Below are 22,913 nucleotides of genomic sequence, written 5' to 3' on the forward strand. Positions count from 1 at the left end.
GGGATGCTGCTGTGCCGTCAGTGTGTCCGCCGCCTGCGATCCGGTCGGTACGTTCGACCGCACAACGCACCGCTTTCCAGACGATTCGCTATCCTCAGAAAGCGTTGCGCCCGATGAAGCCGCGCACGACCGTCAACAGGATGATCTTCATGTCGAACCAGAAGCTCCAGTTCTGCATGTAGAACAGATCGAACTTCACGCGCGCGGCCATCGCCTCGACCTTGCGCGTCTCGCCGCGATAGCCGTTCACCTGTGCCCATCCGGTGATGCCGGGCCGCACGCGGTAGCGGTACATGTAGCAGTCGATCAGCTGCCGATAGAAGTCGTCGTGCTCGATCGCATGCGGACGCGGCCCGACGACCGACATCTGCCCGAACAGCACGTTGAAGAACTGCGGCAGCTCGTCGAGCGACGTGCGCCGCAGGAACGCGCCGACGCGCGTGATGCGCGAATCGTTGCGCGACGCCTGCCGCAGGACGCCCGGCTGTGCGCGATGCACGCGCATCGTCCTGAACTTCAGGATGTCGAACTCGCGACCGTCGACCCCCTTGCGGCGCTGCCTGAACAGCACGGGCCCCGGCGAAGACAGCTTGACCGCGATCGCCAGCATCGACAGCAGCGGCAGCAACGGAATCAGCACGCCGAACGCGAACAGCCGGTCGAACGCGAACTTCGCCCACAGCTCCGGCGCGGAGCGCGGCGTGGTCGCGAGATTGATCGCCGGCATGCCGAGCACGTCGGTCGCCGAGCGATCGACGACGGCCATCTGCCGCACGTCGGGCAACAGCCGCAGCTCGACGAATTCGTCGCGCAGCTCGCGCACGATGCGCTGGATCCGCCACTCGTGCGACATCGGCAGCGTGAGCCACACCTCGTCGATCGCGCCGCCGCGAATCATGTCGCGCAACGCATTCCAGTCGTCGATCACCGGCACGCCGCCGATGCCGCCCGCGGCGGCCGGCGCATCGTCGTCGAATACGCAGGCCGCGACGAACGGGCCATTCGATGCAAGCTGCATCCGCTCGATCGCGACGCGCCCGTAGGCGGTTGCGCCGACGACGGCGACGCGGCGCTGCCGCGCGCGCGGGTCGTCACGCGTCAGCGCGAACGCCAGCAGCGCGGCGCGGCCGAGCAGCAGCGCCGCGTCGCCGGACAGCACCGTGCGCACGATCCAGCGTGTCGTGACCGTGCCGCCGCGGTTCATGATCCACATCGTGGCCGCCACCGTCAGCACGCTCGCGCAAACGACGGCCACCATCGTCTGCGTCGGCAGGTGTGTGCTGCCGTGCGGCGCCACGCCGCCGCGCACGGTGCGCAGGTGGCGCGGCAGCAGCGCCACGGTCAACACGCACAGCAGCGCGATCGCACCGCGCTGCGCATCGGACAGCTCGCGCCACGCAAGGCCCGACGCCGCCTGCGCAGCGAGCGCCCCCGCCAGCACGAGCACGACGTCGGCCGCCGCGATCGCGGCACGCCGCATCGTACTCGTTCCACCGGACCCCGACTGCATCGTCACGCACCGTGTGCCGGGAATCCGCAACGTACCTCCTGGATGCGGGGGCGCACCGGCGTCGACCGCGCATTTCCGCGCGTGCCGAGCAAGCGGCGATAGTCGGCACGAATCAGGTCGTAGCATTCGCACGCGTGATGTTCGAGGCCATCGCGGTCGAGCACCGTGATGCGGCCGCGGCGCTGCCGGATCAGCCCGGCTTCCTGCAGGTTGCCGGCCGCTTCCGTCACGCCTTCGCGCCGCACGCCGAGCATGTTCGCGATCGTTTGCTGCGTGACGGCCAGCTCGTCGCCGTCGATCCGGTCGTGCGCCAGCAGCAGCCAGCGGCTGAGCTGCTCGCTGACCGAGTGATGCCGGTTGCACAGCGCGCTGCGCGAGATCTGCGCCATCGTCGCCTGGCAGTAGTTGAGCAGCAGCCGGTAAGTCTCGGGCGACCGCTCGAATTCGGCGCGCATCACGCAGGTCGGTACGCGATAGGCCATGCCGCCGATGCGCACCTCGACCCGGTTCGACGCGGCGACACCCCCGACCAGCGTGCCAAGCCCGACCACGCCCTCGCGGCCGACCACCGCCACCTCGACCATCGCACCGTCCTCCATCAGGTGCTGCACCGACATCATTGCCGTCGTCGGGAAATGCAGATGGCGCATCGGCTCGCCGACCCGGTCGAGCATGCCGGCCTTGATCCGGACCAGTTCGAGATGCGGTGCGATGTTGCGGATGCTGTCCTCCGGGAGGGCATCGAGGATGGCATTCGCCGAGTAGCTCGAGTGAAGATGAAGCATGTATGTATCCCTTTTATGTCCGCGCCGCGTTTAGCCGCATGCACGGAACTCGTTATCGCGATGCGTGCCCGGACGTTCACAGCGGTTGCGGCCACAACCCTGAATCCGGCTGCCCATCGGCTTGTCACTTCCGGATTGAGTCGATCGTTCCGTTTTCGACACGCCAGCCCGAATAAGCGATTTACGTGCCAATACCCGTCCGTCCTTAATATATGAATCACATCCGATTTAGATCGACCGAATAACCCACCTAAAACCGAAAAAAGCGTCTCATTTCCGGACACTCTTCCGCGCGACGGACACCGTTCCGCATTCGACTGATCAATTTGCGCACCGGATCGGAGCCGTCGCAGCGGTGCCGCGAGGCTTACCGGTCATATACTTACAGCCGATTTTCAATTGTTTCCGTGATATGCCGGACAGCACGCGCCAGCGCCGCCACGCTTCACACGGTCGTTTGAAACTGTCTCAAATTTGAATCGGCACACTAATTCCAGGCTATGTCTGATATCGCACATATCGCATGCAAGCCATTGATTCTTATAGAAAGTCACGCAACCCCAGTTTATTTGTCAAATAATGTTCAATGCTCGCGCGGCAATTTCCCGGACGATGCATGGCGTCGGCCGATTGCTTCACGATCGACATTGAATGGTCGACCAGCCTGTCATTCCAATCGCGGATGATTAATTTCATGACAAATGAATCATCAAATCCGGATAACGTTTGCACCCAATCAAAACCGTCAAACTTTGTGAAATGACGCAATGTGAAATTGGTTGAATTCAATTGCGTGCTAGCCTTCGCGCAGCATCGTCATTCGAATTTCGCTGAACACAAGTCCGCACGAGCGTGCGAAATTCCCTTTTCGGGAGTATCGCCGCGACAGCGCGCGACCGCCACCCTACGAGGATGCGCCGTGACTCACCAGGCCCCCGACGTCGTCGCGCACGCGAACGGCATGATCGAGCTTTCCCACAGCTTCGATGCGAACCGGTTTCTCGCGGCCGTCGACCGCGACGAGCTCGCCACGCTGGTCCCCCACCTTCAACTCGTTCACCTGGAATCGGGGCAGGTGCTGTGCGAACCCGGCGAAATGCTCGCAGCCGTCTACCTGCCCGTCACGACGGCGATCTCGCTGCAGTACGTGTCGTCCGGCGGCATGACGCTGGAAGTCGCGGAAATCGGCAGCGAAAGCGTGGTCTGCGACGACGTGATCGGCGGCAGCGGCCGGATGCCGTGCCGTGCCGTCGCCTGCCGCGACGGCTTCGTCTACCGGCTCGACCGTCGCGTGTTCGCGGCCGCGTTCGACGCATCGCCGGTGATCCGCCATCTCGTGTTCGTCTGCGTGCGGCTCTTGATGGCGCAGGTATCGCAGATCACGTTCTGCAGCCGTCATCATGTGCTCAAACATCAGTTATGCAGATGGTTCCTGCTGGCGTACGACCGTACGCGCAGCATCGAGATCCAGGTGACGCACAGCATGCTGGCGCAGATGCTCGGCGTGCGGCGGGAAACGGTCACCGATGCCGCCGGCGAAATCCAGAAGCTTGGCCTGATCCGGCAATACCGGAGCTCGATCGAGCTGGCCGACCTCGACGGCCTCGAGAAGATGTCGTGCGGCTGCCGCGCGATCGTGCGCGACGAGATGAAACGCATCCTGTCGGCCGATTCTGGCGTGCCGGCCGCATCGCGCGCCTGATTGCCGCGCCGATTCGTGCGGCGCCTGCATGCGGGGTTAGCGGTTTGTAGGGTGGCGAACAGAACGCCGAGCGTGCGAATGGTCTACTGATGCCGGACTGCCGGGGGGATGTCAGCGCAATGCGCGCGTCTGCCCGAGCGGACGACACCACGCACGCCGGAGCCGCACGTGAAAAACGAAATCAGAACCATCCTCAAGCACGTCGCCCACCTCGAAGCCGCGATCGATTCGATCGGCGACGGGGACGACCTCTACGAAGCGGGCCTCTCCTCGCTCGACACGATCCAGTTGATGCTCGCGATCGAGAAGCAGTTCAACATCGAGATTCCCGACGAGATGCTGAACCGCAACCTGTTCCGCAGCATCGACGCGCTCGCGGACACGATCGCCACGCTGCAACGCACCGAGCATTCCGCATGAGCGCGCTGCTTCCCGAACTCGCGGCCGACAGCGAATCGCATCGGCTCGACGAGGCCGCGCACGCCGTCGCGCAGATCGCCGCGCAGCACGCGGATGCGGTCGACCGGGACGCGCGCTGCCCCGTCGAGGCGATCGAGGCGATGCGCGCGCGCCGGCTGCTGGGCGCGATGGTGCCGACCCATCTCGGCGGCGCTGGCGCGTCGCTGCAAGACATCGCGTCGGCCTGCTCGATCCTCGGCCAGGCCTGCGCATCGTCGGCGATGGTGTTCGCGATGCATCAGATCCAGGTCGCCTGCATCGTCGACCACGCCGTCGACCAGGGCTGGCACAAGCTGTTCCTGCAGCAACTCGTGCGCCGCCAGTGGCTGCTCGCGTCGGCCACATCGGAAGACGGCGTCGGCGGCAACCTGCGCGCGAGCCAGTGCGCGCTCGAAACCGACGGCAGCGAATTCCGGCTGCGCAAATCCGCGCCGACGATCTCGTATGGCGACTATGCGGACGGCATCCTCGCGACCGCGCGACGCGACGCGGAAGCGCCGGCTTCCGAACAGGTGCTCGTCACGCTGCTGCGCGACGGCTATACGCTCACGCGCCGCGGCGAATGGGACACGCTCGGGATGCGCGGCACCTGCAGCAACGGCTTCGCGCTCGACGCACAGGGTGCCGCCGTTCAATGCCTGCCGGTGCCGTTCGCGAAGATCGCCGAGGAAACGATGGTGCCGGTCTCGCACATCCTGTGGGCCGCGGTCTGGATCGGCGTGGCCGGCGACGCGTTCCATCGCGCGCACCAGTTCTTCCGCGCGCAGGCACGCCAGACCGACGGCGCGCCGTCGCCCGCGTCGCGACGCATCGCCGAATCGCTCGAGCTGATGCAGGCGATGCAGGCCCGCGTCGACAACGTGCTGCGGCTTCATGCGAATACGCCGGCCCGCTCGTGGTCCGCCGGCATGGCCTGGGCCGCCGAGATCAACACGCTGAAGACCTACGTGTCGTCGACCGCGCTGGAAGTCGCGCAACAGGCGATGATGATCTGCGGGATGGCCGGCTACAAGCAAGGCACGCCGTTCAGCATCGGCCGCCACATTCGCGACCTGCACGCGGCGCCGCTGATGATCAGCAACGACCGCATTGCCGCCAACACCTCGAGCCTGCTGCTCGCGCTGCGTCCTGCGACACTGGAGAAACATTCGTGAACGATCGCCTCGCCGTGCCCTCCGCCGCCGCCTCTCCCGCCGACGCGCCGCTCGACCGCGCGGGCGTCAACCCGCTGCGCGATGCGCTGATCGACGCGGGCCTGCTGGTCTCGACCGGCATCCAGGGCCTGTTCGGCCGCAGCGAACGGTTCGAGCGCGTCGTCGAAGCGCTCGACGCGTTCGTCACGCGCCTCGGCGCGGATCAACAGGCCGAAGTGCTGCGCTTCCCGCCGGCGATGAGCCGCACCGAATTCGAGCGCAGCGAATACATGAAGAGCTTCCCGCAGCTCGCGGGCAGCGTGCATGCGTTCTGCGGCGACGAGCAGCAGCACCAGCGCCTGTTGCAGTGCCTCGATCGCGGCGACGACTGGACGGAAAACCAGAAGCCGACCTACGTCGTGATGACGCCGGCCGCGTGCTACCCGGTCTATCCGGTCGTCGCACGCGCGGGCGCGCTGCCCGGCGACGGCCGGATCGTCGACGTGTTCTCGTACTGCTTCCGCCACGAGCCGTCGCTCGATCCGACCCGCATGCAGTTATTCCGGATGCGCGAATACGTGCGGATCGGCACGCCCGAGCAGATCGTCGCGTTCCGCGAGACGTGGATCGAGCGCGGCACGCGGATGATCGACGCGCTGCGCCTGCCGAACGCGATCGATCTCGCGAACGACCCGTTCTTCGGGCGCGGCGGCAAGATCGTCGCGAACAGCCAGCGCGAGCAGAACCTGAAGTTCGAGCTGCTGATCCCGATCGAGCACGACGACCGCCAGACCGCGTGCCTGAGCTTCAACTACCACATGGACCATTTCGGGCTGCTGTGGGACATCCGCACCGAGACGGGCGACGTCGCGCATACGGGCTGCGTCGGCTTCGGTCTCGAACGGCTCACGCTCGCGCTGTTCCGCCACCACGGCTTCGACATCGACGCGTGGCCGCGCGAGGTCCGCGACGTGCTGTGGGGCACGCGATGAGGTTCGTTTCCCGCGACGGCGAAGACGCGTCGTTCGACGACGTGCGCCACCGTGCGCGCCACTACCGGCCGCACCCGCTGCACAGTCAGGAGATGGTCTGGAAGCAGACCAACTGCTACGTCGACATGTGGCTCGAGGTGCTCCGGTGGTGGGGCTTCAATCCGTACGCGGCGCTGCCGTTTACGATCGCGCTCGATTTCGAGGGCGACCAGTTCACGTTCTTCAAGTTTCCGCACGACGAACTGGAGCGGCTCTACGGCATCGTCGTGCAGGAGCACTCGATCTACGAGCCGCTCGACCGGCACATCGAAACGCAGGTCGCGCGCGGGCACCTGATGATCGTCGAGGTCGACGCGTGGTTCCTGCCCGACACGCGCGGCAGCAGCTATCGCACGCAGCACACGAAGACGACGATCGGCATCGACGCGATCGACCGCGCGAAGCGCCAGATCGGCTATTTCCACAACAGCGGCTATTACGTGGCCGAGGATTTCGACTACAACGGGCTCGTCGGCGGCAGTTCGCTGATGACGCTGCCGCCGTACGTCGAAATCGCGAAGCGGCGCTTTGCGCCGCTCGACGAGCGCGCGCTCTGCGAAGCGTCGCTCGCCGCGCTGCAGCGCCACCTGCGGCGCCTGCCGGTCGTCGATCCGATCGCGGCATTCCGGCGGCAGTTGCAGACCGATGCGAAGACGCTCGCCGATGCGCCGCTCGAACACTTCCATGCGTACTCGTTCAATTCGGTGCGGCAGCTCGGCGCGAATTTCGAACTGTTCGGCCATTACGCGCGCTGGCTGCAGGCCAGCGGCTGCGTCGGGCCGTTCGCCGAAATCCGCGTCGCATGCGACCGCATCGCGTCCGAAGCGATGGTGCTGGAGTTCCGGCTCGCGCGCGCCTGCGCACGCGGCAAGGAAGAACGCGGCGATTCGACGCTCGAAGCGATCGCGGCCGCCTACGCCGATCTCGTCGCCTGCGCGCGGCAGATCGGCTCGCCGCCGCGGCATGTGGCGCCCGCGACGCCTGCGCGCAGCGACGCGGCACCCGTGCCGGCCATGCGGTGACGCGCGCGCGTGCCCTGCCCGCGTGGTCGATGCTGGCGACGGCCGCGGGCGCCGCGCGGGAACCGCGCGATCTTCCGGCCGACGGCGACGGCTGGATCGCGGCGCCGGTGCCCGGCACGGTCGCGCAGGCACTCGCGCTGGCCGGCCGGCTCGACGAAGCGGCGTCGCTCGACGAACGCGATCACTGGTACCGGATCGAACTGCGCGGGCGCGGGCCGCGCGTGCTGCGCTTTCACGGCCTCGCGACGTTCACGCAGGCGTGGCTCGACGACACGCCTATCCTCCGCTCCGACAGCATGTTCGTCGCGCACGACGTTCCCGTATCGCTCGACGGCACGCACCGGCTGACGCTCTGCTTCGGCGCGCTCGCGCCGCACCTGCGCAACGCGCGCGCGCCGCGCCGTGCGCGCTGGCGCACGCGGCTCGCCGAGCCGGCGACGTTGCGCACGGTCCGCACGTCGCTGTTCGGACACATGCCCGGCTGGTTTCCTCCATACGTGCCGGCCGGCCCGTGGCGCCCCGTCGACGTACTCGATCCGGCCGACGGCTTCGTTCCGGTCGACTGCGACCTGCGTGCGCGCGTCGAAGGCGACACGGGCTGGCTCGATGCCGAACTGACATTTGCCGCGCCGTTGCCCGACGCGCTCGCGGCAAGACTGTCGTGCGGTGAACACCAAGCGACGCTCGAACGCGCCGGCGCCGACCGGCTGCGCGCGAGCGTCGCGGTGCCCAACGTGCGCCGCTGGTGGCCGCATACGCATGGCGAGCCGGCACTCTACGAGATCGCGCTGCATATCGGCGACGAACGGCGGCCGCTCGGCTCGACCGGCTTCCGCACGATCGAGATCGATGCCGGCGCCGACGGCAAGGGTTTCGGGCTGCGCATCAACGGCGTGCCCGTGTTCGCGCGCGGCGCATGCTGGAGCAGCGCCGCACCGCTTGCGCTGCACGCGGACGACGCCACCTACGGCCGCCTGCTCGGGCTCGCACGCGACGCCGGCTTCAACATGATCCGCGTCGGCGGCACGATGACCTACGAGGCCGACGCATTCCACGCGTGGTGCGACCGGCTCGGGCTGCTGGTCTGGCAGGACTTCATGTTCGCGAACTTCGACCATGCGCTCGACGATCCCGCGTTCGCGGACAACGTCGACCGTGAAGCCGATCAATTCCTCGCGCGCCACGGCGCGTCGCCGTCGCTCGCGGTGCTGTGCGGCGGCAGCGAGATCGCGCAGCAGGCGGCGATGTCGGGGCTCGGGCCGAAGCAGCGCTTCCTCGAGCTGACCGCCGAGCGGCTGGCCGGCCATGCGGCCGCGCGCCGGCCCGACGTCCCGTATGTGCCCGATTCGCCCGACGGCGGCGTGCTGCCGTTCGCGCCGCGCGAGCGCGTGTCGCACTACTACGGCGTCGGCGCGTACCTGCGCCCGCTCGACGATGCGCGCCGCTCGGACGTGCGCTTCGCGAGCGAATGCCTCGCGTTCGCGAACGTGCCGTGCGATGCGACGCTCGCCAGCCTCGGCTGGCCCGGCGTGCACGAGCCGCGCTGGAAAGCGGCCGTGCCGCGCGACCCCGGCACGTCGTGGGATTTCGAGGACATTCGCGACCACTATCTGCAGACGCTGTACGACGTCGCGCCGGACCGGCTGCGGCGCGAGGATCCGGCACGCTACTTCGAACTGTCGAGGGCCGCGATCGCGGACGTGATGCGCGAGACGTTCTCCGAATGGCGGCGCACCGGTTCGCGCTGCGCCGGCGCGCTCGTATGGCAGTTCCAGGACGTGATGCCGGGTGCCGGATGGGGTGTGATCGACGCCACGCACCGGCCGAAATCGGCGTGGTATGCGCTGCGCCAGGTGCTGCAGCCCGTGCAGGTGCTGCTCGTCGACGAAGGCTTGAACGGGCTCGACGTGCATGTGGTCAACGAGCGCCCGGCGCCGCTGTCGGCGGCCGTCGAACTGGTCGCGCTGCGCGACGGCCGCACGCCGGTCGCGCGGGCCGGCTGCCCGGTACGGATCGCCGCGCACGACACGGTGCGGATCGGCTCGGCCGAGCTGCTCGGCCGGTTCTTCGACTGGACCTATGCGTACCGTTTCGGGCCCTGCGAACACGACACCGTCGTCGCGACGCTGCGCACCGACGACGGCACGCTGCTGTCGCAGGCGTTCCATTTCCCGTCCCGCACGCATCCGGCCGTGCTGGCGCGCCGCGAACTCGGGATCGAAGCGTGCGTGTCGCGCACCGGCGATACGTGGCACGTCGACATCGACACGCGGCACGTCGCGCGGCACGTGCAGATCGACGCGCCGGGTTTCATGCCGCGCGACGACTGGTTTCATCTCGCGCCCGGCACGCCGGCGCGCGTCGCGCTCGTTCCGCTGGAAACTGCCGGGAAGATTCAGGATGCAGACGACGGGCCGCCTGCCGTGGAAATCCGCGCGGTAAACGCCGCGCGAACGGTACGCGCCACGCAGGCCGGTTGACGCGACGCTCGCATGCGCCATGCGCCGCGAGCGTCGCAATTCGAACGTCAGTCGGACGAGCCCGTGCCGCGCGGCCGCTCGATCCCGTACGCTTCCATCCAGCGATACAGCGTCGCGCGCGACACGCCAAGCTCGCGCGCCGAAGCCGCGACGCGCCCGCGCGTGCGCAGCAACGCGGTTTCGATCGCCTCGCGCTCGATCGACTTGCGGATGTCGGCCACGGACGGCGACGCCGCATCGAGACAGTATTCGAGCTCGAGATCCCGCGCGGTGATCAGGCGCCCTTCCGTCATCACGACCGCGCGGCGCACGCGGTTGATCAGTTCGCGGACATTGCCGGGCCAGTCGTGCTTGTAGAGTGCGGTGATCGCGTCCGTCGAGAAGCCGCGCACGCGATGACGCGCATCGCCGCGGAAGCGTTCGAGCATGTGGTGCGCGAGCAGTTCGATGTCCTTGCCGCGCGCGCGCAGCGGCGGCTGGTCGATGCGCATCACGCACAGGCGGTGGAACAGGTCCGCGCGAAACCGCCCTTCCTCCATCGCGCCGCGCAGGTCGACGTGCGTCGCCGATACGATCCTGACATCGACCGGCACCGGATCGCTGCCGCCGAGGCGATGGATCGAGCGCTCCTGCAGAAAACGCAGCAGGCTCGCCTGGCTCTCGTGCGGCAGGTCGCCGATCTCGTCGAGCAGCAGCGTGCCGCCGTTCGCGGCCTCGACATAGCCGATCTTGCGCGCGTTCGCGCCGGTAAACGCGCCGCGCTCATAACCGAACAGCTCCGATTGCAGCAGATGCGGCGGAATCGCGCCGCAGTTGACCGCGACGAACGGGCCGTTGCGCCGCTCCGAATGACGATGGATCGCGACGGCCGTCAGCTCCTTGCCGGTACCCGTTTCGCCGAACACGAACACCGGTGCGTCGGTGCGCGCGAAGCGCCGCACCGTGTCGAACAGCCGCAGCATCGCGCTGCAGGTGCCGACGATGCCTTTCTCGTCCGATTCGAGCTGTTCGCGGTCGCGCGCGAACAGGCATTCCATGCCGTATGCATGGCCGACCGTATCGGCGATCCGCTGGTGCGACGCGGGCAACGTGACGTAATCGAAGCAATAGTCGCGCAACAGCGCGCGCACGTTCGGGGAAGCGGTCTGGCCGACGTCGACGAGCGCGACCCACACGACGTCGCGCATCGATGCACAGGTCGACGCGATGCTGCCGATCGCATCGGCATGGCCGCCGCTCAGGTCGAGAATGCCGCAGGTGATTTCGCCGGGCGTATTGCGCAGCTCGTTCGCATGCTCGACGATCGACACCTTCCAGTCGCGTCGGGCCAGTTCCTTTCGCAGCATGACGGACGGCGACTGCGTCCAGTAAATCAGCGGACGCTGCCCGTTACCGCTTCCCCCGCCGGCGCTCTTATCGCGCGTTATTGGCATATTCATAACGAACCATCATTTTCTCCACTCCGCGAACCGTTCGCGTGCGCTGCGGCCGGCGGCACATGGCTGCCTGTCCGCGCTGCGTTTCTGCAGCTTTGGCGAAGATCGAAACTGCACACGGCGAGAGCCCCCGGAGGTCGAGCCGGATGTCATCCGGCCTCGTTGTCATCGAACTCGAAGGGAACGCGCGGCCGCGGGAGCCACGACGTTCCGGCTTTGATGCGACGCGCCGTCAGGCGGCGCACGTCGGCAAACGGGAAATCCGTCCGCAGGTGCGTTGCGTCGTACACGACAGTCGCCAGTCGCGCCCGATGCCGAACCGGATGGCCGCCAACCCGCTCCCGGAATGACCGCCGTATTTCATCCGTTCGTGAATCTACACCCCGTTTCGAGATGGCCGTGTTACCAAAAGATAAACATGATTCAGCCCATTACGCCACCGGTCGGCCCGCACAACACACCTTTAACCACTGAAATTTGATTATCTATGACTATTCCCGTCAATCAGTGGCAAATCCCACTTTTCGGCAAGATCGCTACGTCCATTGCCCGCGATTTTCTCCGAAATCCCGGAATAAATCCGGACGTCCCGCTCGGCGAGTCGATAATCGCCGCGCGCATGCCCCGTCGGCACCGCACGGCGAACGCACGCGCCCGGGTCGTCCGTTACAGCGCCGTAACCAAACGCCAGCGCCGCCGGTCAGGTCCGCAGTGCCGCCTCGCGTTGCCGGGCCTGCCGATCGTGCAGGTTGCCACGGGCCGAAACGCCGTCGCCCGGCGTGAAACCGGCGGTGCCGGCCATCTCCTCCTGCAATGCAGCATAGCCATCCATCACGAAGCGCGTGAGCTCGCCCCGGAAACGCGCCGAGCCGAAGCATTCGGCATTTGCGCGGCACGCGTGCGGATCGAACGAACCGCGCGGCAGTGCTTCGAAGCGGGCTAGCGCGTCGACCAGCGCGTCGACCGTCTGCGCGCGGTAGAACAGGCCCGTCGCACCGGCGCACGGCCACGCGCGCACCGACTCGCGCACGCCGCCCTTCCCGTAAGCGATCACGGGCGTGCCGCACGCCTGCGCCTCGACCGGCGAAATGCCGAAATCCTCTTCCGCCGCGAACACGAACGCGCGTGCGCGCTGCAGGTGGTCGTGCAGCACATCGAACGGCTGATAGCCGAGCAGCGTGACGTTCGGCCCGGCAAGCGCGCGGATCTTCGCCATTTCAGGCCCGTCGCCGATCACGACGAGACGGCGCTCCGGCGTACGCGAAAACGCGTCGACGATCAGGTCGATCCGCTTGTACGGCACGAGCCGCGACGCGGTCAGGTAGAACGCGTCCTTGTCCGTGCGCAGCGACAGATGGTCGACGTCGACCGGCGGATAGATCACCGTCGCCTCGCGCCGGTAGGTCTTGCGGATGCGGCGCGCGATGAAGTGCGAATTCGCGGCCACGCGATCGACGCCGTTCGCCGAGCGCGCATCCCAGTTGCGGATGTAATGCAGCAGCGCCCGCGCGATCGCCGATTTCGGCCCGCGCGCGAGCCCCGCCTCGTTCAGGTACTGGTGCTGCAGATCCCACGCGTAGCGCACCGGGGAATGCACGTAGCTGGCGTGGAACTGGTCCGGGCCGCTCAGCACGCCCTTCGCGACCGCGTACGAGCTCGACAGCACGATGTCGTATTCAGACAGGTCGAACTGTTCGATCGCGAGCGGAAACAACGGCAGATAACTGCGGTAGCGCTTGCGCGCGAACGGCAGCGTCTGGATGAAGGACGTGCGCACCGCCCGACCGCGCAGGCAGTCCCGATCCTCGAGGAAATCGACGAGGCTGTAGATATCGGCCTGCGGAAAGCAGTCGATCATGTGCGCCAGCACGCGTTCGGCGCCGCCAGGCACGACCAGCCAGTCGTGAACGATCGCAATCTTCAAGTACTGCCCCCGGTTCTTCATTCACGTTCGATGTCGGCAGACCGCGCAGTGCGGCCACCGTGACGTGCCAATTATCGGAAAGCCCCGGCACGGCCGATGTGTGCTACCGCACATTGCGCCGCTGTCGGCGTGCGCATTGCCGTGCAGCACGCCGGCCGCGCGAAACCACGGCGTGAGTGCGCTTTCGAACAGACCGGCGCACGCGGCATCCGCATCATGACCATTGCCGCACTGCACGGAACGAACGCGTCCGTGCGGTACAGCGTGCTGAAGGCTTCACGCGAGGACCGCATCATGGAATGGCATTGTTGTGAATTCGAACATTTGAGCGCCGTCGATCTCTATGCAATCCTGCGCGCGCGCAACGCCGTGCTGGTGGTCGAGGACGCACACACGCATCTCGACATCGACGGCAAGGACGCCGGCGCGCTGCACGTGTATGCAAGCGTGCGCAACGGCGACACGGCGGAAGTCGCGGCCTACGCGCGCATCCTGCCCGGCGACGACATCGATCCGGATGTCGTGATCGACAAGGTACTGACAAGCGAGGCGTGTCGCGACGGCGATACGCTCGAACGCCTGATCGAACGCGCGCTGACCGCCGCGCTGGCCGCGTGGCCAGACGCCGCGCTCCGCACGCACGTTCCCGCGCCGCGCCAGGCGTTCTACAAACGCTTCGGATTCCGCAAGGCGTACGGCCCGTATCTCGAACAGGGCGCGCCGTTCGTCGGCATGATCCGGCCGGCCGATCACGCCGCCGGTGCGCTGCGTCAACTGCTGTCCCGGGCCGTTTCGACGCCCCGGCCCCGAAACAAAGACGTGCTCGCCGACGGCCGCGCGCACAACCGGCTGCCCGCCGATACCGGAGCCAATCGATGACCCGCACCCTCCGCCCGGTTCCCGAACCCGGCCTTCCGCGCATCCTGCCGGTCATCCTTGCCGGCGGCTCGGGCACGCGCCTCTGGCCGCTGTCGCGCGAGCAGTATCCGAAGCAACTGATCGAGCTGACCTCGAACGAATCGCCGCTGTCGGCGACGGCGCGCCGCCTGAACGGCATCACGAACGCGTCGCTCGGCGACACGCTGCTGCTGGTGTGCGGCGAACAGCATCGCATCATGAGTGCCGCGCAAGTGGTCGACCGTGCGGCGCCGGCGCGCATCCTGCTCGAGCCGGCCGCTCGCAACACGGCACCGGCGCTCACGCTCGCCGCGCTCGACGCGAGCGCGCTCGCGGACGATCCCGTGCTCGCGGTGATGCCGGCCGATCACGTGATCGCCGATGTCGGCGCATTCCAGGACACCATCGCTCGCGCGGCGCGTTACGCGCAGGAAGGCGCGATCGTCACGCTCGGCGTGCTGCCGCGCCGCGCGGAAACGGGCTACGGCTATATCCAGGTCGGCGAGCCGCGCACCGGCCGCCACGGCGGACAAGGCGGCTATTCCATCGGGCGCTTCGTCGAGAAACCCGACGCGACGCTCGCCGAACGCTACCTGCAGTCGGGCGACTACTGGTGGAACAGCGGGATTTTCGTCACGCGCGCGTCGGTCTGGCTAAAGGCGATCCGCACACTGGCGCCCGCGATCCATGCAGCCTGCGAAGCGGCGTGGCGCGCGGGCGTCGCCGAGGATCCGTTCTTCCGGATCGACGCGGCGGCGTTCGACGCCTGCCCGTCCGACTCGATCGACTACGCGGTCATGGAGCGCCTCGCCGAAAGCAGCGAGCTCGGCATCGAAGGGATCGTGGTGCCGCTCGCGGCCGGCTGGTCGGACGTCGGCACATGGGATGCGATCTGGGAAATCATGCCGAAGGACGATCAGGGCAACGTCGCGCGCGGGCCGATCGTGTTCGAGGACACGCAGGACAGCTTCGTGCGCTCGGAGGGGCGGCTCATCGCATGCGTCGGGATGAAGGACGTCGTCGTGATCGAAACGCCCGATGCGGTGCTGGTCGCAAACAAGCACGACGTGCAGCGCGTGAAGAACATCGTCGCGCGCCTGAAGAGCGACCGGCGTCCGCAGGCGAGCGAGCACCGCAAGGTTCAGCGTCCGTGGGGGCACTACGATTCGATCGATCTCGGCGAACGGTTCCAGGTGAAGCGGATCGTCGTCGAACCGGGCAAGCGGCTGTCGCTGCAGATGCACTATCACCGCGCCGAACACTGGATCGTCGTGCGCGGCATCGCGAAGGTGACGCGCGGCACCGAGACGTTCCTGCTCAGCGAGAACGAATCGACGTACATCGCCGTCGGCGAGGTGCATCGCCTCGAGAATCCCGGCCGGATTCCGCTCGAGATCATCGAGGTGCAATCGGGCAACTATCTCGGCGAAGACGATATCGTGCGCTTCGAGGATCAGTATGGGCGCGCGGTCGTCGACGCGCTGCCGGAAACACGTGCGGTGCCGCCCGCTTCGCGGGAACCGCATGAGCGGGCCGTCGAAGGAGACGTCGTGCGGTAAGCGCGGTAAGCGCGGTAAGTGCAGGCCGTGCACGCCGGCGCGCACATGGTGTCGTCAATCGATGCCGCGCTGCGACCAGCGTGCCTGCCTCAGCGATTTGCGCACGCGCGGCAACTGCGACGTGTCCGCGCCCACCGCCACGCCTGTCGCGAGCGGCTGTACGACCGCCGCCCCGCACTGCCCCACCTTCGATCCTCCTGCATTCGGGTGGCCCGCGGCACAGCCTCCTCCGCCACCGCCCACCTGCACCGGCATCCCGCCGATCGCGGACAACCGGTTATCCGCGATCCGGTATTGCGACACGTTTCCCCATACGCGAATGCCGGCGAACCGCGCGCGCGAAACGCGGTTGCCGACCACGACCACGCGCGTCACCGAGCCCGACCATGTACTGACGTCGATCGCGGCCTGCTGCGTCAGCGGGCGCGGATCGGTGCGCGCGGTGGCGGTCTGGATATCCGAGATCTCGTTGTTCTCGACCAGCACGCCGGACGCGCCGTAGGTCCGGAAGCTGTCCTCCTGCGCGACGAGAATGCCCGCGCTCACCTGCACGTCGCGCACGACGTTGTTCGAGATCGTCACGTCCGCGCCGCCGACCACCGTGATCCCGCGCCCCCACGTGTTGCCGTCCAGCGAGTTGCCGGTGATCAGCACGTTGCGGCTCAGCACGTCGTCGTCCCGGTAGCTCACCACGGCAATCATATCGTCGCCGGTACCGCGCACGACATTGCCCTTGACCAGCACATTGCGCGCGCCGCGCGTCATGTGAATGCCGTCCGCGAGGGTCGACAGCACCTTGTTGCCGACAATCGCGACATCCGCTCCACCAAACACGAATATGCCCGCGCTGGCGCCGCCGTCGATGACGTTGTCGAGCACTTGCACGTCGTGCCCCGTCACCTCGACCTTGGTCGACTCCGGTGTCGCGAGACGCGTCGTGCCGGTCCCCATGATCTGAAATCCAACGAGCGTCGTACCGTCGCCCCGCATCTCGATCGTCTGGTCGCCGGGGACGGTCGCAATCAGCGTCGCGCCGAAACCCGACAGCACGACATGCGGCTGCCGCACGACCAGCGAACGGCCGACGACATACCGCCCTGGCGCGAACACCAGCCGCTGGCCCGACTGCAGCGCGTCCAGCGCGCGTTGCAGCTCATCCGCCTGATCGGCTGCGTCCGAGGCAGGATGAACGAACGCATCCGGTACGTACGCATGAAGCGCACCCGGTTCGGGCGCCCCGGCAACAGCCACGGCGAACCCCGGCCACGATAACCCGCCAGCCATGATCATGCCGGCGATCACGGTGCATACGCGAGACGGATACCGTGATCTCAGCATATCGAATCATTTCCCTGGAACAACCCGGCGCACGCGCAATACACGCGCTCGAACCGCCGCATGCTCGGGAAGCGACATTGCCCCTCTCCACGAAATCCCGGGAACTCCGGCAAACGGATCAACCATTCGCATCACCAGACGCCAACACACCACTTCCTCGACGCGAAGTGAGCGTACGCGCAAGCTTCACAAATGGAGCTTCACACAATCGATAGCCGGCCCATGACAATGGAATCAAAGGCACGATAGGTACGATCATGTAAAGACCGAGAGGCCATCCAACGATATGAAAGCGCTGACACAACCAGAATGTCACGAAAAGCGGAAGACTGTGCAACAGGTAGACCGAGTAACTGATCTTGCCAAGCCATGAAAGCATGCGGATACGAAGCTTCAGCAAGGTTGCCAGTATCGCGAATGTCGCAATACCAATCATGTAAGCGAGCGAAATCGGCAGGTGAAACATGTTGTGATGTCGCCAATCACTGATGGCCCCAACAAGCGCAACACCGACAACCGGTATCGTCACATAGGCTAGCGCAGATCTGTACGTTATAGATATATTGGACAGCGCACCGCTTCTTGCCCATCCAATACGTGCCAATTGAGAAGGAGTCTCGTACGCCTGGCGAAAGCAGGCGCCCCAAAACATGATTCCAAGATGATACGGCATGGTCTTGTACTGGCTAAGAAGATCGGCCGGAAAGAGTTTCAATTCGAGAGTTAGCACAAACAGTCCGCATAACCCGATAGTGACAAGACACAAATGTAGCATCCGATGAAGTGCACCGCACCAGAACAAAATCAGACACAATCCGTAGAAGTACAGCTCCGTCTCCAGCGTCCAGCCATGCGGCAAGATCAGGCTTTCACCAAATGCAACCGGAATCATGGTCACATTTGCCAGAAAGCCATGAATGTCCATTTCTTTATCGAACAAGTACCAATGAACAAAATATCCAGCAGGAAGAGCCAACCAATATGCAGGATATAGTCGAAAGAATCTCCGAATGAGGAACCGCTTTGCCCCCGCACCAATCTCACCGTGCAGACTGGTAGGAATCAGCATTCCGCTAATTGCGAAGAAAATTACCACACCGATTCTCCCGAAATTCACGGAGCGTTGCAGTGTGTCAAGCACATACTGGGAGCCTGCAAGGGGAACGAACCGTTCAGCATAGTGCGTCCATATGACGAGTATCACCGCAACGGCGCGCATGGCATCGATATGGTGAAACCGCTCCGAACTCTTTGCCTTCGACATGACTGAAATGTTTGAAACCCAAGGCCAATCAAAAATATTCGATCAAAAATGCAACCATGACAATCACCCTTCTCACAATCACATCGCGATTTCAATAAAACCAATCAAACCACATCACCCCGCAAGCGCAAATTTACGGAACAGAGGAGCGCTTCTCGTGTTCTCAAACAAGTGATCGCTCGCGATGATCGTGCGTGTTTCGATAATTTATTTCATAGCCCACACCTGCCAACGACGAAAACGCAAGCTCGACGAGATAATTCAATATTGCCTCGCCGGCTTCAATTCAGGTTTGATTTTTTCGCATCGACCCAATACCACCAAGCGAGCGCGAGCAATGCATAAAAATCTGTCCGCGAACCGAACATCATCCAATACTCACCTTGCTGAACGGCGAAGGTTGCATATGAAAAGACCTTCGCCATCAGCCATAGCATCACGACCCCACCACGCATCGCAACCAGAATCTGCAGCGCACCCAGCGCACCGTACACCACGCCGGTCATCGCAACAAAGAGCGCCCCCCCGGCATAACCAAACCAATATACGGGCACTGCCATGTTTCCCATCGTGAAGGTTACGTCGTCGAACATGTAGGCTCTGAGCACGTTGGGCTCGGTATACGACTTCATCAAGTCGCGCAAGCCACTCGGTTCGGTACCGTCGAAAAAGGTTGGCATTGTCCAGGAACCGAGAGAGTTCACGAAACGCCAAAATGCGCCCTCGCCACCCAGCGTCGGCGCCGTGAACAGATGTGCATCGCTGTCCACCACGTACCACGGTTGAGCCTGTAGCAGGAAGCGCGAAGAGAGCATATCGGCTACTTCAAGCCCCTGCCCCCTGTAGGAGTAGACAATGGAAACGGCACCAAGCAATAGCGCCAATCCCGCACCGATACCCAGATAACGAACAACTGGCTTGCCGTTTATCGCATGAATCGCAATAAACGGAGCCAGCGAGCACAGTCCGATGTGTAGCACCGCCATGAACTGTTCGCCATGCATCACATTAAGCGCCAGGTCGACAGCCATCGTTAAGATCGCTGCTCCCCGGATGCGTTTATCGGAACTGGTGGCGATGGTGCCCAGCAAAAAACCCATGAAGGCCTGGTTGTTCAGGAACAGGTTGAACATCATCCCGTTCGAGGCATCATTACGCAGCGCGTACCTATTGATGCCGGAAAATAACGAGAATCCTGACGTCAGACCCGCGATCACACCAATAGCGATAATCGTTGCTGCGAGCCCGAACCCCGTCACAATGCTTATCGGTTGCAACGTTATCCGTGCCCTGATCGACTCATGCGCCGGGCGTTCGTCCAAAAACCTCCCAAAGGCAACGAGCGCACAGACGACAAAGATCAGATAGAACGAAAGGAGCCGGCTAAACGCGCCGGTCGCTTCACCGGATACGTCGACTTCCGTAAGATACCCGCCGGCCTCCAACCCCACACCTGCAAGGAATGCGGTCATTCCGATCGCCAGCACGTAGAGCATCGACACTGCAAACACGGGACGAGATTTGACCAGACCGACGAGTCCCAAGGTCGCCAATAGCAATGTGCACAAGGCGCTCGATTCCTTCATTCCGAGCGCCGGCATCACCGCATTGAACAGCAACGCAAGTGTGAATAGCGTCGATACCATCATGCCGGTTGCGGATATGGAACCTCCGTTGGACCCGATCACTCGCGTCGTCCTATCGATCATGCCGCAACCCGAAATTCGTTCCATCCGTCACGCACCTGCACCATGCACCTGCGAGCTGACCGCGCGCGATAAGATTCGTCGCGCTATCGACTTGACGTTTGCTTTCCACTACAGCCAAATTGCTCATCCGTAACGCTCCGCGCCAATCAATATCACACGACGTTTCTGAGCAGCTCCTTTCTTACTCGCTCCCATGCCCTAAACAAAAACGTATCGGATACAACATCGCCCGGATCTGCCTGCCTCCGGGTTTCTTTCACATGTCGACTCGCGTTCGAGTAATAGCCGTAACGAAACGGTGAAGGCTCAAATCCATTGAAAACAAGGCCATCCACATCCACTCCAACCTTGTTCAAGTTCTCGATCGCTTCCACCACGCCGGCGTAGCTGACCGAACCTTGCCGGGCCACCATCAACGTGACGTCAGCGAACCTCGACAACATAGCGACGCTTGCTACCGGACGTGCCAATGGCGCATCCACGACGATCATGTCGTATTCGCCTCGCAGTGAGGTGATCAGCGCCTCCAGTCTTTCGGTTCCGTACAGATTCCGCGCCGGCTTGACATGTTTTCCGGCAGGCAGTACGTCAAAATTTTCACGGATGCGACAAATCGCCCTCTCGAGATCGAGTGAGCCGTTCAACACATCCGACAAACCCTTCTCGTATTTCACCGACAAGCATCGCTCAATGCTCGATTCGCTCACATCGGCACGCACAAGCAAGGTCTTGAAGCCACTTTCCGAGAACAGGTGAGCAAGATTGGCGGAGACCATCGACTTGCCCTGCCCCGGCTCGGGAGACGTGACCAGAACGGTCCTTGATTTGCCGCGCTCCGCGGTCATCCTGTAACGCAACAACAAGGTCAGATTTTCCAGCGCTTCGGCCAGCGGCGTATCAGGGTGCTCCCTCACGGCGACGAACGCTGACCTGTTGCTCATGTCAGCCTCGATCTGATGCGGCGAGGCCGGAACAACGCAAAGCAGCGGAACGCCGGCCATCGCTTCCAGATGCTTCGGATCGCGAATGTACTGAAAAAGCAACGCCCTGCCTTGTGCCGCAGCAACGCCCAGTATCAGTCCGATCGCCGCACCGAGCACGATCACGAGCATACGCTTCGGCCGAATCGGCTTGTTGCTGACGTCAGCCTTGTCGATGATGGACGCATTGCCAACCGTGCCCGCTTTCGCAATCTGCAACTGCTGCGTGTTGTTCAGCAAACCGACATATAGCTGATTGTTGACCTCGACTTCGCGCGCCAAGCGCAAATAGGTCTGCTGCTGCGACGGCAAGTGCGCAACTTTGCTTTTCAATTCGGCCGACTGCTGATCGAGCGTCTTCAGCTTGTTGGCTACGGCGGCGATCTGAGGTTGTCCGGCAACATACTTGGACGACAAGTCCTGATATTCGAGCTTGGCTTCGAGCCGCGACTTTTCGACAAGCGCCAGCTGATCGATCAGCAGTTTCACATCGCCTTGCGAATCGATCGATCCTTGCGCGTTACGAAACGCGTTCAGCGCCTGCTCCGCCTGCTCCAGCCGCGCCTTCACCGCCGGTAATTGCGTCTCGAGAAACGCCAGACTGTGCTCGGCGTCCTCGGAGCGTCGTCTTGCATTGGCGTCCAGATAGGCCGCAGCGATGGCGTTGAGTAGTCGTGCAGCAAACACGGGATCGGGGTCCTCGAGACTCAACTGCATGATGCCCGACTGGCGTTTCGTTTCCGCCCCGCTCAATTTCTCCAGGATCGCGTCAAGCCGCACGGGCGTGGGGACACGCCGCACGCGAAACTCCGTACCGACGCGCGCCACGATCCTCGATACATCCACCAGATAGCCGTTACCCGCGCTTGGTTTGCCGATTACCCCCGTCAACACCTCCTGGCCGTTACTGTCCTTCAACACGAACCGGTTGCCTTCGAGATAATCAAACTCCAGCTTCTTGCCGATCTGAGCATCCGGAACGTCGAATTTCCTGAATTCGATTCTTTCACCGCCCCATGCCCAGAACGGCGTATCGAACAACGGGACGACGAGACCATCCGCGTCTTTTGACAAAATCGAAGCAAGCAAGGCGCCGACAAGCGGAATCCGGTTGCTGACCGAAATATCAGCCTGCGCGACGGTCGCCTCGATCGCCTGGGTGACAACCGTGCGCGAGCGAGCGATATCGATTTCGCCGACTACCGCCGAGTTTTCGATGTCCAGTGCATTTGAAATCTCCGAAAGCGAACCCAGCGCACTATGCTTGTTTTCCTGAACCCGTATCAACGTGTCAACGGAATACATCGGCGTTGCTGCGATGGCATATATAAACGCCAACAGCAGACACCCCAGGAAAACAGCAAGAAAGACGTGTCGATGATCAAACACATTTTCCAGAAATTCGGCCAGCGTAAGCCTAAATGTATCGCGAGAAGCACTTCCTGCTCCGTCGCGATACCCATTCGATGAAGGCCTATCCAATGCCATGCACAAGCTCCAAAATTTCCGCCCTGACAGGCTTCTTGTCGCAGTGCGTGCGTTTGGTCACTTTGGTCACGCATGCCGCACTATTCGTGCCGGGACACATCACCCTGGCACCTGCTCTGTATACAACCGCGGCACGCCCAAAAACGCACCACCGAACCCTTGCCCTGTGAGCCTGCGAACAAATGATTCTGGTTAC

16 protein-coding genes are annotated in these 22,913 nt (G+C 64.1%); 8 read left to right on the top strand and 8 right to left on the bottom strand.

What is annotated here, in order from left to right; translation table 11 throughout:
• Positions 1 to 94: 94 nt before the first annotated feature.
• A complete protein-coding gene (locus tag AC3WLY_RS12860) occupies positions 95 to 1,480 on the bottom strand; it encodes an undecaprenyl-phosphate glucose phosphotransferase (protein ID WP_175958977.1) in 1,386 nt (461 codons plus the stop codon).
• Between the two features lie 32 nt (positions 1,481 to 1,512).
• The gene (locus AC3WLY_RS12865; RefSeq protein WP_175958976.1) at positions 1,513 to 2,295 is read right to left on the bottom strand and encodes a Crp/Fnr family transcriptional regulator; all 783 of its coding nucleotides are present in this window, start codon (positions 2,293 to 2,295) and stop codon (positions 1,513 to 1,515) included.
• Between the two features lie 919 nt (positions 2,296 to 3,214).
• On the opposite strand from AC3WLY_RS12865, the gene AC3WLY_RS12870 reads away from it, so the two are divergent.
• The 6 genes from AC3WLY_RS12870 to AC3WLY_RS12895 all read left to right on the top strand — a co-directional run bounded on the left by AC3WLY_RS12870 (position 3,215) and on the right by AC3WLY_RS12895 (position 10,122).
• Complete coding sequence (locus AC3WLY_RS12870) at positions 3,215 to 3,997, top strand: Crp/Fnr family transcriptional regulator (protein ID WP_175958975.1); 783 nt, start codon at positions 3,215 to 3,217, stop codon at positions 3,995 to 3,997.
• 168 nt (positions 3,998 to 4,165) lie between these two features.
• Complete coding sequence (locus AC3WLY_RS12875; RefSeq protein ID WP_006490451.1) at positions 4,166 to 4,417, top strand: acyl carrier protein; 252 nt, start codon at positions 4,166 to 4,168, stop codon at positions 4,415 to 4,417.
• Positions 4,414 to 5,610, top strand: coding sequence for an acyl-CoA dehydrogenase family protein (locus AC3WLY_RS12880; protein ID WP_175958973.1), 1,197 nt, complete (start codon positions 4,414 to 4,416; stop codon positions 5,608 to 5,610). The genes AC3WLY_RS12875 and AC3WLY_RS12880 overlap by 4 nt, the downstream gene beginning before the upstream one ends.
• Entirely contained in the window at positions 5,607 to 6,581 is a 975-nt protein-coding gene (locus AC3WLY_RS12885; protein WP_492308266.1) for an amino acid--[acyl-carrier-protein] ligase, read from the top strand. Before AC3WLY_RS12880 ends, AC3WLY_RS12885 begins: the two co-directional genes overlap by 4 nt.
• Entirely contained in the window at positions 6,578 to 7,642 is a 1,065-nt protein-coding gene (locus AC3WLY_RS12890) for a DUF1839 family protein (protein ID WP_492308265.1), read from the top strand. Before AC3WLY_RS12885 ends, AC3WLY_RS12890 begins: the two co-directional genes overlap by 4 nt.
• A 29-nt stretch (positions 7,643 to 7,671) precedes the next feature.
• Positions 7,672 to 10,122, top strand: a complete 2,451-nt coding sequence (locus AC3WLY_RS12895) for a glycoside hydrolase family 2 protein (RefSeq protein WP_492308264.1) — start codon at positions 7,672 to 7,674, stop codon at positions 10,120 to 10,122.
• Positions 10,123 to 10,169: 47 nt separating this feature from the next.
• On the opposite strand, the gene AC3WLY_RS12900 is transcribed toward AC3WLY_RS12895, so the two are convergent.
• Positions 10,170 to 11,561 (bottom strand): sigma-54 dependent transcriptional regulator, encoded by a 1,392-nt coding sequence (locus AC3WLY_RS12900; RefSeq protein WP_034179702.1) that lies wholly within the window; start codon positions 11,559 to 11,561, stop codon positions 10,170 to 10,172.
• Between the two features lie 697 nt (positions 11,562 to 12,258).
• The gene (locus tag AC3WLY_RS12905; protein ID WP_244137196.1) at positions 12,259 to 13,482 is read right to left on the bottom strand and encodes a glycosyltransferase family 4 protein; all 1,224 of its coding nucleotides are present in this window, start codon (positions 13,480 to 13,482) and stop codon (positions 12,259 to 12,261) included.
• A gap of 216 nt (positions 13,483 to 13,698) precedes the next feature.
• Here AC3WLY_RS12905 and AC3WLY_RS12910 point away from each other — a divergent pair, with 216 nt between their 5' ends.
• Both AC3WLY_RS12910 and AC3WLY_RS12915 read left to right on the top strand, forming a co-directional pair.
• Positions 13,699 to 14,361, top strand: coding sequence for a GNAT family N-acetyltransferase (locus tag AC3WLY_RS12910; RefSeq protein WP_492308263.1), 663 nt, complete (start codon positions 13,699 to 13,701; stop codon positions 14,359 to 14,361).
• On the top strand, positions 14,358 to 15,938 hold the full coding sequence (locus AC3WLY_RS12915) for a mannose-1-phosphate guanylyltransferase/mannose-6-phosphate isomerase (RefSeq protein WP_492308262.1): 1,581 nt from the start codon (positions 14,358 to 14,360) through the stop codon (positions 15,936 to 15,938). The genes AC3WLY_RS12910 and AC3WLY_RS12915 overlap by 4 nt, the downstream gene beginning before the upstream one ends.
• 54 nt (positions 15,939 to 15,992) lie before the next feature.
• Here the strand turns inward: AC3WLY_RS12915 and AC3WLY_RS12920 are convergent, their stop codons facing one another.
• From AC3WLY_RS12920 to AC3WLY_RS12935, 4 genes are all read right to left on the bottom strand, one after another.
• Positions 15,993 to 17,276 (bottom strand): right-handed parallel beta-helix repeat-containing protein, encoded by a 1,284-nt coding sequence (locus tag AC3WLY_RS12920; protein ID WP_492308261.1) that lies wholly within the window; start codon positions 17,274 to 17,276, stop codon positions 15,993 to 15,995.
• A gap of 118 nt (positions 17,277 to 17,394) precedes the next feature.
• Complete coding sequence (locus tag AC3WLY_RS12925; protein WP_492308260.1) at positions 17,395 to 18,540, bottom strand: acyltransferase family protein; 1,146 nt, start codon at positions 18,538 to 18,540, stop codon at positions 17,395 to 17,397.
• A gap of 281 nt (positions 18,541 to 18,821) precedes the next feature.
• Positions 18,822 to 20,273 carry a DUF6418 domain-containing protein gene (locus tag AC3WLY_RS12930; protein ID WP_492308259.1) on the bottom strand — a complete coding sequence of 484 codons (1,452 nt, stop codon included), beginning with the start codon at positions 20,271 to 20,273 and terminating at the stop codon, positions 18,822 to 18,824.
• Positions 20,274 to 20,401: 128 nt separating this feature from the next.
• Complete coding sequence (locus AC3WLY_RS12935) at positions 20,402 to 22,717, bottom strand: GNVR domain-containing protein (RefSeq protein WP_492308258.1); 2,316 nt, start codon at positions 22,715 to 22,717, stop codon at positions 20,402 to 20,404.
• Positions 22,718 to 22,913: the final 196 nt, after the last annotated feature.

The organism is Burkholderia sp. FW306-1C-G01B (assembly GCF_058781685.1).